We start from the raw sequence: 10,827 nt of genomic DNA, 5'->3' as shown, positions 1-10,827 counted from the left end.
GCTTCTGGCACATCGCGCCAAGGGCAACCGACCCGCATCCGATACAAAATGCCTTCGAAAGTATTTCTGTGTTCGGGCTTGTCATATACGCGGCCCGTTTTAAGCATCAATCTGATTAGCTTTGACCAGTACTCGTCTGTTAACATTGTTCTTGGCATGATGGGTTGTCATGGTTAGTTTTTGGCGAAAGTAATTATACCAGCCCATCATGCTGTCTAATAATCCATCACGAAAGATCAACAAGCCCTAATCAAGTTAGTACAATTTAGCCAGCTTTTGTTACATAGAACCTCAGTCTCAACCTTGCTGTCATAACGTTCATATGCTTCATTGAACAAGTTTAGATAAGACAAACTTGCATAACAGGAGTAAATGGCTTTTTACACTAAGGAGCAATAACAATATAGAATATAATGACTGGGATTAAGCACCATTTAGTCGTGTATCACAGAACCACTAGCATTATCTTTCGCCACCCACTTATACAAACTGCTCGTCAATTGCCGACAGCATGATGGCCAGTTCATCAGCACGGGCAAGCACTGCTGTGGCACACCAACGTTGACCACCAAATAGCATCGCTAAGCCAGGTTATAATGCAACTTGTACGCAAACGAACAATAGCCGTATTCTTTTATCAGTCTTGCAACGTTAGGTACATTTTCACGTAAGACCTCAGCAGCATCAAATGCGGGCATATCAAGCTTATTGGCATCGTTTTTTGTCTCTATTTCAATTAGGCATTTTCTTATCTCATCGAATGAAAAAAACGTTAACCCTATTGAGAAGTAGGGGCCCGCAAAGTCCTTAATCACTTCTTCAGTACCTGATGCAATGATGTAAGTTAGCCCTTCTCCTGTCGCAAAATACTCACCAAAACCGATAATGTTCTGCTTCATAACGCCTCCATTATTGAAAAATGATCATCTGTATTACTGTACTCATCAATCACATTGTTCGCTTAACTCACAAATTCAACAACCGAATCTCCCGCCTCAGGAACCAACATCTTCATGATTTTCATTGATTGCGGGGACAGACAATACTGATACTGTCTGAGATTAAAACTCGAAAACCTCAACTGAGTCCCATCAAGGGTAAAGCCTTTCACATACAAAAACTCACGATCGCCACTGATGATGTGAGCAAATTGCGAATCTGGTCCCAACTTCGCGGCGCCATAACGGATTAAGGCAATGACATCATGACTATCGACTCTATGAATGTCTCCACGGAATTGATGCTTAATAGTAGGCGTTAGATTGACAACATTGAGCCGCATAGCCTTAATGATGGTCGCTACGACATCATGATAAGACTCAGCGGCAACATCCAGAGGAAAACGGCGCCATTGCGTGCTAGGGCGATTAACGCGAAAAGACACACATAATGCCTCATGTGCAAAATACTCACCTGGATGAACAAGATATGCTTTAGACGCAAATTCTTGTTTGACTCGCTTAATCTCAGTATCACTCACTCGAAAATGAACAGATAACTGGATATACATGCCACGACTCGGTTCAATTAAAAATATTTCCCCCCAACGTGTGACTTGAATATCAAACTGATGCATCTTCAACTGCTTAAACAATGCCTTAATAAAGATCATGACACTCACAAACAACTCACCAGAAACGTCGATGCCACCGACTGTCATAGGATGAAATGGTAGGATCGCTCTGCACTTTCTGCTTGTGCGTAGCTGCTTCAACTTGCTTTCAATGTTCATCACGTAATACCTTTAATGCTATGCGTTCTTCACGTTTTCCCAGTACGCCTTTTTGAGTAACGTGAGTCCCATTGATAAACAACCACCCATCCGAATAACTCGCAGACGCCACCACCAGCTGAATCGTTTTGCCTCTTTTCAGCACATTTGATGCAACCCAATCACCGACTTGTACCTGAAAGCATTGATAGAGGATCTGTAGACTTAACGTCTCAATATCTCGCTCTAATTGCTCATACTGATAGATAAACACACTCGCTTCCTGCTTCAACCGTTGCTGATGGGCCTCTAAATCCACATCAATCACCGACGTCACCTCATCAAGATCGCTCATCACATCGGCTAATCGTTCCAACGCACAGGCCTGATCTATTCGGCGACTGACCTCCGCTGCCTTGGACACAATCTCATCAATTAACCCCTTCACTCGAGGATGATAATGCACCACAGGGTCAATATTTTTGAATTCGCCTTGATTGAATAACAGCTCCGTAATAGGGATCGCACTGGACTGAAATTGAGGGGCATCATAGGGCAGTAGATAACCAGTAAAATAGATCGTCTTATGAGTCACATGTATCAAACTTTTCACCTGCGAGTAGTAACGATCACCTAACTCAAAGAACCACCGAGCATCAGGGTACACCTTACTCACTTGGCATAAATCCAATGCCATCAACTGCTGCCGTAAATGCACCACCAGCGCCACAAGTTCATCATTCACATTGCAATGACAAAACAAAGGTTGAATACCACGCTGGCTGTGCAGCCCTGGATGTTCAACAACATAAAGCGGTGTGGCCTTCAAACAATACACTCGCTTTTTATTCATATGCTCCATTTCGACACTCCCTCCATAACATGTAAAAACGCCCCTTATCACCTCAATTTCGCGCCAACCGTAAACCGTCCATCATCAAGCCCAAAAACTGCATATTCTGAAACAAACTTTCAGCTCATTACGCTGTCATTCAATGCACCATCACGTCTTAAAATACGCCTTATCGCCCCCCAATCCCATCAACCGCCTATCAACACTGCTAAACTTGCCGATTTACCATAACGTGCCATTGCGCGCAGCTACCCCAATTATCCCCTCACCCCCAGCGTCACCAGTAGCGCCCGCGTCAATGGCAACTTATCAAGGCGCTTACTCAAATACCCCCGATCACGCACCTTCGCCGCAATAACCGTCAACGACATTAACGTCGCGCCCTCAAGCTCACTAATCGCCTTAACCAACCGCATGTCTTCAGCAGCCCAGTCCTTGCGCGGCCTCAATGGCTTCAACGCTGAGGGCAAAATGGCTTCAAGGCCCTCACGATCATGGTGATATAAATGAAAGAACGCCCGGCTGTGATGCGCTTTGATGTCTTTTCTACACCACAAGGGATGACATTGACGCGCATCAAGCAGCTCCACAACGGCATCCGAGTGCTTTCTCTGTGCACTCAATTGCTGGCGCCATAACACCAATCCAGGCGTATTAGAGATCAGTTGTTCCACATAGCCCACACCGACCCCAACAGCATGCGCAATATCATGCCGATGCCGCCCAAGCTGGGCTAACAACAGCACCCAATGACGCTGTCTGTGCGAAAACGCATTGGCATTGCTGGCATGCTTTATCCCTGCAAGCTCTGCAATACGGCGGATATAACAGCGACTACGCCCAGTCATCGTCTCAATCTGCGCCATACTGAAATCCTCAGACAACAGAGACAAAATACGCTCACGATCATCATTAACCACTACTGGTGCATTAAAGGCGGGCATCAGCTGAAAGGGGCTTTCTTGACCTAAAAATCCGCGAGGATCGTTATCAAACAACCAAAATCCTAAAATCAGATGCTTAAACGGATGATTTAGGGTTCGGGTTTTATCGCGAATTAACGACCCCAGAAAACGCTCGCCAAACTCAAAGGTGCTTTCAAGATCAAACACCATGTCTTGGTAACACGCTGAAATGGCACGCACCAACATGGCCATGCGGATCTGCCCTGAGCACGTCATAAATCCCTTATGCATTAATTGCTGTTGATAGTGGGTATGCAGCAAGGCTAGATCACATGGCTCATTTTTAATGAGCGCTAATGTATCCCAACAAAACTGGGCGAAATCGATACTCTGCTGATGTTCAACCCGATAGACATGAGGAATCATGGCGGCATGATGAAACGTCAACCGCCGATCCAGTCCGGCATCGCCATTGGCTAACACCACCAGCAGACAATGATGAATAGGGCAAACGATGAGGCCCGGAATTTGATGACGGATATCAAGCATCGGAATCCCAGTGTTATGTCGGTGTTCAGACAAACACAGTGGACACACCCGATGGCCAGCAGAGAAATTGAGCCTCGCATGGGGAATGTTGGCAGTAATGACCGGATTACCCTTGCCATGAAGCATCACAGACAACAGCTTTTGCTCTGCATCATGACCAAAAAACTGAAATAGCGGATATAACGTGTGATGAACTAACCACTGCTGTGCGGTGAGCCCACCGTGGCCGGCTAAATAGTCGATAGAGTGAGGAAGATAGGGATGCAGACGAATTTTGGGTTGTTGAAAGAGTGTTTGATAGGTGCTTTTTTCATGTCCCACACTGCACGTTAAATGATATCGCACCACCCAGCTGAATATTGATTCGTTAGCGAGAGGGGCGAGATCATTCATAGTAAATGTTGGCACTCTGACAATTCATTGCGCAGCCAGAAAATAATCGCCAACCAAAAAAGCGGGTGTCGTATTTTGGCACTATTAACTTGGCCAGATAACGTCGCCCAAATAATATTGGTTTGCCTGCTTCGTCCAAGTCTTTGCGATGAAAACAACCCAGCCATGCACTCCTGACCTAAATCCTGGGTCATTTGCTTCGCTAGTTGATCGAACCGTGTGCGCTCGCTCTGCTTCAGGGGTAATTGCGACTCACAATCCAAATATCGGCGAATTTGCACTTTAACTCGATTGGGCCAAAGTGGATCGGCTTTTATCGTTTGATCAACGCGATAGATAAACGGCTGCCATGCAACCTCCCAAGGTTGTAGCGTCATCGGCTCTGCACTATCGAGCCAATGATGCGGTAAGGTGAATGGCAACACCTTTAACTCATCATGGGTGTGCAAAATCTGATCATGAATAGGGCATATTTTGGCGCCACAAAGGTGATGAGCACTATGCCAATAGGAGACACCATACAGTGCTTTATCTGCAGCAACACATTGTGGGCAAAACCGCCAACGCTTATCAATGTTAATACCTGCTAGAGCGTTGTGGTTGGGCATAGTATATTCCGCCCCACAGAGAGGCGTACTCAATAACCAGAGCGATACGGGCGTATGCGCTAGTTGAGTATGTAGGATTTGCTCAGGCGACAAAGCCATTTTTCGAATAATACTCAGGAGATCTTTATTTAATGGCAATTGTGAATGCATTTGATGATACACAATGTCATTTATCTCAAAAAATCGCTTTGTATTAATGTGCATTTGCCCCGATAACATACGTTCTCGAATAAATGCACTATAGACATACTCATCGGGTAACAAACCTACGCGGATCATTCGTCATGTTCCAACGTTTGTGGTGAACGTTTTGACTCGCGTTTACTATCTAAATCCATTTTAATTTTTGCTAATTTTTGTAAATCCGATTCAGAGAATTCATTCGACGTTATCAAGTTATCAATATCATTCTTAACAGCATGAGCGGTATCAGACGTTAATTCAGATGATGACATAAAACTCTGTAGATGTTTGATTGCTAGTGTGTTATTTCCAGAGTCAAGGTATTGCTGCACCGTCAACAAATCTGAGTGTCGCCCTTTTTTACCTTGATTAATATTACGTGTAACCATGCGCATGAGCGGGAAGCGTTTTTTAAACGTTTGCTGAATAAATTTCAGCGAAAATGTTTCTTTGCCACTGCGTATCGCTTCAATGAGACATGACTCCCACAGAGTAATTAGAATTGATGGGACACCCGCTGAGAGCTCAAATAACAACGCGACCATATCATCATTGATTTCAACCGGCTTTTTGAGCGGTTGATACGCAAATAACGCCTTCATGAATCGTTCACAATCATGTTGTTGAGTGAATCGTGACAACTCAAATGTGGACCCTATACGTCGTTTATGGCGGCCTTTTTTATCAAAAATCAACAGCGTATCTGGAGTACCTATTTTCACATTGGGAATAGACAACGTATTGGTCAGCTCATCAAAAAACTGTATCATTTCTTCGCTATAACGTTTCGAGGCCACCTGTAAATTTTGAAATTCATCAATGATCAGCAAGCCAACATGATGTCTTATTAATACGCTACGCAGAATTCCCATCATGCTGGAAATATCTAAAAATTTCCCACTCGTTTTCTTCACAGATTGCGCGTAGCCAGTTTTACCGTAACGACTCGCCGCAAGCGCGTTATCAACTTCACTTAGTATCTGATAGATAAGTCCTGGGCGACTAGCGTTATGCGGCATATCGACTTTGATATAAGTGATCTGTGGCTCATTCAACGAATCAGTTTGATGCTCAATAACAGTAGGAAATAGATTCGTCAGAATAGACTCAATCGCTCGAGACTTACCGTTTCCAGATATGCCGGTCATGAACATTGCATCGGCGGTGGTTGTAGTACCTACCATATCTAAAAGAGGACGCTTAATATTTTCAATATCAATATGGCTATCAGCAATATCATAGCTCCACGCAATGACTTCAACGCGTGTTGGATTTCTGTCGACATAGCCATGACACATCAGATCGTACAATTCATTGTACAAATCGAGATGTTGCGGCGTCATAATCAGCATTTGACGAAGACTTTTGAGGGATGCAATTCGATCATCATCAGACATATCGACATCATTGCTCTCAGCCTGAATGATACGCGACATGACTGTTATAAATCGCTCAGGCTCTATGCGGTCAGGCAAAGCCAGAATTAGCGGATTTCCTTGATATGACGAGACATTTGAATGTCGATATTGGGCCGATGCGATTGAAATGGGTAAAGTTTTTTTCATTATTTACTTTCTTGTTTATAGAACGCTGAATGGGCCTTGTGCTCGAACTCACCATCTTCAACAACATCGCTATTTTGCGAGAACTCGAGTACACCCGTGGAATTAACTGTCTGTAAAAAACGATTTAAATCGTTGTGACGATTGATTAACGCCTCAAGCTTGCGATTGTCTTTAATTTTGGCGAGGCTGGGCATAGTGCCCGAGATTTTTTCTTTTTCGGCTTGGGTCAGTTTGTGCTCAATAAACATCTGAACCCCGAGCAAATATTGCAGTTGGTCTTCAATGACAAGCTCGTTTTCGCCATGCTCCTGTGTTTTTTGCTGCTTCACTTGATCAAATGACAGACCAGCAAACCGGTTATCCTTATGATCTAGCGTCGCAACTTTTAATCCATCGGATGTGCAAATAAAAATAATATCAACCAGCTCAATATTATAACGACATGACAAAATCAGGCTGCGCTGATTGGGGAGGCTGCGCTCTTGAAGGCCGCTCTCTAAAGTCCACTCACAGTTATATCGCAAGCCATTTTCTTTGAGATATAAGTGATCACGATGAACCGTGATCTCACCTTTGGTCAGCAATTTAAAATAAATCTCATCATCCGGTAGATTGAGCAAATAACCTGGACGATTTTTTTCGCCCCACGCCCACAATTTTGCAGGTATAGCGGGGATCTGGTCACGCACCATTGATCTCTCGAGAGGATAATTTGTAACCTGGCGGTTATTGTTATGATAAAACACATAAACGATGGCGATTTGATATAACTCATGAATCGTTAGGCTGGCATGTTTTCGCGCTAACTGGCGGGCGATATCTTGTTGAGATTTTGTTTGATTCCCCTTACTAACGCCTTCAAAATGTCCTTGAAAAACATGAAAAAGTTGTTCTATGTTGGGTTTGTCGTCCCCCCTGCCAGAGCGTGAAAATTTCACGCTTACTGGCAAATCAGAGATTGGTCCTTCGGAAATTTTGTTATGAAACTCGGCTTTATCAACAAAATAGGTTGTCGCAATACCCGATTGAGGCCAATAGCTGGCGTCAAAATTGAGTCCCATTTCATCAAACCAAACCTGTTTATCGCGAGCACTATTAAAAATCGCCTGACGAACTGTATTGTAAGATGGATTTTCTGTTGTGATGTACAAACCGACGATGATCTTACTGAACACATCAATGATGAAATACACCGTGCCTTTGCCAATTTTAGTGGAGCGAGTGGGGTCGAAAACCGATACTAACTCTTCAGTAAATGGGGTCTCATCGATTTCAAAAACTTGCCCAGGCGCAATAACATGCGCATATGCATCGCCTTTTCGGCCGGCATTATCTTTTTTATTTTCAATTGCGTTTTGACGACTTTTATCTCTGGCAGGTAAGTTTCCGCCGAACTCTTTACATAACCAGTAATAAAACTGGTTATAGGTCGGGCGTTTATCTGGTGCGACTAACTCAACTTTAAACCGACGCTGGTTTTTTTGCGCGGTTTGAAAATCATGCTTTACCCTTGATGAAAAATAATGCTTTCTTATCAGTTGCTTATAAACATGTACAATCGATGGTCCATTGCGCTTAGCATATAGACGTTTGCCTGCCTTAAAATGCCTATAATCGTACTCATCCAACAGCTTGCCCCTCGCGATGCCCGAGTTTGGACGCCCTGGTTTTACGCGTAATTCTCGTTTTTTAGGAACATGGATCGTATTTTTACCCATGGGTAAATATAATCCAGATTGGCGCTGACCGAGCCTGAAATACGAATATAAACAGTCGTATACATACTGTTTGCTACGCCCGGTTTGCGCGATGACCTGTGCAATACAGTTTTGCCCATAATCGTTGCGCAGCACATTGTCGAGGTCTTGCAATAACGGTTCGATAACTTGGTAACGCTCAAGCGCCTTCTTTCTCTTGTGTTCTGGTAAACTATCGAGATCCATTAATGCATCGATAGGCCAATCCATTTCGAATAATATTAATGATTCATCATTGATTTTATTCAGTAATTCTTTGTATTCCAGCTGAATAGGAAATCGGGCAACAGTGTCGAGATTGATAGCAAATGCAACATTTAGGGGGATATCAACACTGATCACCAAGTAATCCTCGGTGATTTTTTTATCACCAATAAAACACTCTGAATCGGCCTCTTCACTTGGACCAAACCCGAGATTTACTTTCAATATTTGGTCGGTATCAGGACTATGAGTCAATTGCATGGATATATACCTAAATCTGACGCTGCTAATTCGAGTTTTAAACGCTGAGTCCAATTCATGCTTAAACGTTCGCACCACAAAGCATGGTAAAAAAATGAGACTGCCTGTGAAAAATTGATTCCACTAATGCCGGAGGAAATGTCGATAATGTCGCTGGTTCGACAATGTCTATCATCAGATAAACAGCCAATAAAATTGGTCAGCCATATTTCAAATAAGGAGTGCAAAAATGGCGGGATCTGACGGTGACGAAAAAGCGCTTCAAGATTTTCACTTTTCACCGTGCGAAGTTCAGTGCTAGTAACTAGCTGATAATCAATATGTTCCAGCTCGCAATAAGCCTGTTGAATTGCCAATTTCTCCATTGTTCGCTCACGTAGTGAATCCGATTCCTGTTTGACCGGGTGGGCAACACGCGAACCATCAACAAGAATTGATACAAAATCAATGGTTTGAACAATCGGGACCTGTTTTGAGCCAACGTAGACGGGATGTTTTACTCCCAGTTGTTTAGCAATCGGAATAGAAAAGTCCAACGGGATTGCATATTGCTCATAAATTTCAACAACGTAACGCATATGCACCAGTGATAAATACATCCAGAGTTCATTTTGCGATAAGAGATGCATCACCCGATGCGGTGTTGAAAAGTGGGCTATTTTGGTCTTAATACCTGAGCTACGTACATCTTCAACACGCCAAAATGGCTCGTAGATAATCTCATCGTGTTCAATACTGCGACGATGAGCATCAAACCACCTCTGCTGGCGCTCAAATGTCATTCTGGCCGTTTTTTTCATCAGATAATCACATCGCGTAATCGCGTGAATGGATTTGATGACGTTTTCGGCACTGCATTTGGGGATGATTCATATCGGTACGCTCCTAATTAGATAATGCGAATCTAGTACCAAACAAAAGCAAATGCAACCCACAAAAAATAACTGTAAGTCACTGTATTTTATTTATAAATTTAAATAATTTATCTTTTTTCTAAATAATTAATGCACTTTTCTACGGTTTAACCAGGATTTTCGCTCCTAACATCCAAAAATCATAGATTTCTAAAAAATTGGCCAGAACAAAAAATAAAACATTAAAAATCAGATGCATAAAAACACAAAATAATCATTATTATTTATATGAAAAATATTGATTATTTTAAATTCTAAATATAAATGCCGTCATTTTGGCTCGAAACGGAATGAATTTGTGAATAGAAAAAATGGTTAAAAACACTACTTCCATATTCCACTGGGGAATATAAATGTAGAAAATAAATGAAAAATGGTATTAAAACGGAGTGAAAATAAATTTTATTTTTCAGTAGGGGCAGGATAACCGAGTGTCTGAATGAGTGATATTTGAACGAATTTACAATGAATATCGAGTATCAGAGTGCTTAAAAGTGAAAACTGTAGGCTTAAAATCACCAGAAGAGCTCTGATATAAGCTCACTCCAGCAGCTTGCATACACAGTGATTGAATGACGACATACTCGGGTTTTGCAGTCACAATGCACATAATATTTTGTGACTGAAACACTGCATTTTTAGGTAAAACAAGGGCATAATCTGTATATTGATTGCCCTGTATCGCTAAAACAGCAAAGGATGACTGTGATCTCCAACTACCTTTATCACCACCTCTGATTTCACCCCATCCGCAGGGCAAACCGCCAAAGATTTAGGTATGCGCATTGTACTGATAAACGGAAAAAAACTAGCAAAACTCATGTTACGATACAACATCGGCAGCCGAGACAAACAGATACTGCACCTGAAGAAAATCGACGAAGAATTTTTTGAAGCATAAACACGCAAACTCAATTGTTTATG

The 10,827-nt window shown here is 42.6% G+C and carries 10 protein-coding genes; 1 reads left to right on the top strand and 9 read right to left on the bottom strand.

The features are described from left to right. From L5M17_RS21565 to L5M17_RS21525, 9 genes are all read right to left on the bottom strand, one after another. Positions 1-158: transposase (locus tag L5M17_RS21565; protein WP_263149135.1), on the bottom strand; the 158-nt coding region annotated here is incomplete at its 3' end. Between the two features lie 423 nt (positions 159-581). Then, positions 582-899, bottom strand: a complete 318-nt coding sequence (locus L5M17_RS21560; RefSeq protein ID WP_263149132.1) for a hypothetical protein — start codon at positions 897-899, stop codon at positions 582-584. Positions 900-961: 62 nt separating this feature from the next. Continuing rightward, positions 962-1,732 carry a hypothetical protein gene (locus L5M17_RS21555; protein WP_263149130.1) on the bottom strand — a complete coding sequence of 257 codons (771 nt, stop codon included), beginning with the start codon at positions 1,730-1,732 and terminating at the stop codon, positions 962-964. After that, complete coding sequence (locus tag L5M17_RS21550) at positions 1,722-2,573, bottom strand: hypothetical protein (RefSeq protein ID WP_263149129.1); 852 nt, start codon at positions 2,571-2,573, stop codon at positions 1,722-1,724. Before L5M17_RS21550 ends, L5M17_RS21555 begins: the two co-directional genes overlap by 11 nt. A gap of 248 nt (positions 2,574-2,821) precedes the next feature. Next, positions 2,822-4,426, bottom strand: a complete 1,605-nt coding sequence (locus tag L5M17_RS21545) for a TnsD family Tn7-like transposition protein (RefSeq protein WP_263149127.1) — start codon at positions 4,424-4,426, stop codon at positions 2,822-2,824. Beyond that, the gene (locus tag L5M17_RS21540) at positions 4,408-5,298 is read right to left on the bottom strand and encodes a TniQ family protein (RefSeq protein ID WP_263149126.1); all 891 of its coding nucleotides are present in this window, start codon (positions 5,296-5,298) and stop codon (positions 4,408-4,410) included. Before L5M17_RS21540 ends, L5M17_RS21545 begins: the two co-directional genes overlap by 19 nt. After that, on the bottom strand, positions 5,295-6,767 hold the full coding sequence (locus L5M17_RS21535; RefSeq protein WP_263149124.1) for a TniB family NTP-binding protein: 1,473 nt from the start codon (positions 6,765-6,767) through the stop codon (positions 5,295-5,297). The genes L5M17_RS21540 and L5M17_RS21535 overlap by 4 nt, the downstream gene beginning before the upstream one ends. Continuing rightward, the gene (locus tag L5M17_RS21530) at positions 6,767-8,989 is read right to left on the bottom strand and encodes a hypothetical protein (protein WP_263149122.1); all 2,223 of its coding nucleotides are present in this window, start codon (positions 8,987-8,989) and stop codon (positions 6,767-6,769) included. The genes L5M17_RS21535 and L5M17_RS21530 overlap by 1 nt, the downstream gene beginning before the upstream one ends. Beyond that, positions 8,980-9,789, bottom strand: coding sequence for a TnsA endonuclease N-terminal domain-containing protein (locus L5M17_RS21525; RefSeq protein ID WP_263149121.1), 810 nt, complete (start codon positions 9,787-9,789; stop codon positions 8,980-8,982). The genes L5M17_RS21530 and L5M17_RS21525 overlap by 10 nt, the downstream gene beginning before the upstream one ends. 838 nt (positions 9,790-10,627) lie before the next feature. Between L5M17_RS21525 and L5M17_RS21520 the strand changes: the two genes are divergently transcribed. After that, entirely contained in the window at positions 10,628-10,804 is a 177-nt protein-coding gene (locus L5M17_RS21520) for a restriction endonuclease (RefSeq protein WP_263149133.1), read from the top strand. Positions 10,805-10,827 lie beyond the last annotated feature (23 nt).

Source organism: Shewanella sp. SW24 (genome assembly GCF_025653395.1).
Lineage (GTDB): Bacteria > Pseudomonadota > Gammaproteobacteria > Enterobacterales > Shewanellaceae > Shewanella > Shewanella oncorhynchi.
This window is presented reverse-complemented; position numbering and strand designations above follow the sequence as displayed.

Bases quoted from the DNA above. Each gene is read 5' to 3' on its own strand.
- L5M17_RS21560 (WP_263149132.1), bottom strand. From the start codon at position 899: ATGAAGCAGAACATTATCGGTTTTGGTGAGTATTTTGCGACAGGAGAA.
- L5M17_RS21555 (WP_263149130.1), bottom strand. From the start codon at position 1,732: ATGAACATTGAAAGCAAGTTGAAGCAGCTACGCACAAGCAGAAAGTGC.
- L5M17_RS21550 (WP_263149129.1), bottom strand. From the start codon at position 2,573: ATGGAGCATATGAATAAAAAGCGAGTGTATTGTTTGAAGGCCACACCG.
- L5M17_RS21540 (WP_263149126.1), bottom strand. From the start codon at position 5,298: ATGATCCGCGTAGGTTTGTTACCCGATGAGTATGTCTATAGTGCATTT.
- L5M17_RS21535 (WP_263149124.1), bottom strand. From the start codon at position 6,767: ATGAAAAAAACTTTACCCATTTCAATCGCATCGGCCCAATATCGACAT.
- L5M17_RS21530 (WP_263149122.1), bottom strand. From the start codon at position 8,989: ATGCAATTGACTCATAGTCCTGATACCGACCAAATATTGAAAGTAAAT.
- L5M17_RS21525 (WP_263149121.1), bottom strand. From the start codon at position 9,789: ATGAAAAAAACGGCCAGAATGACATTTGAGCGCCAGCAGAGGTGGTTT.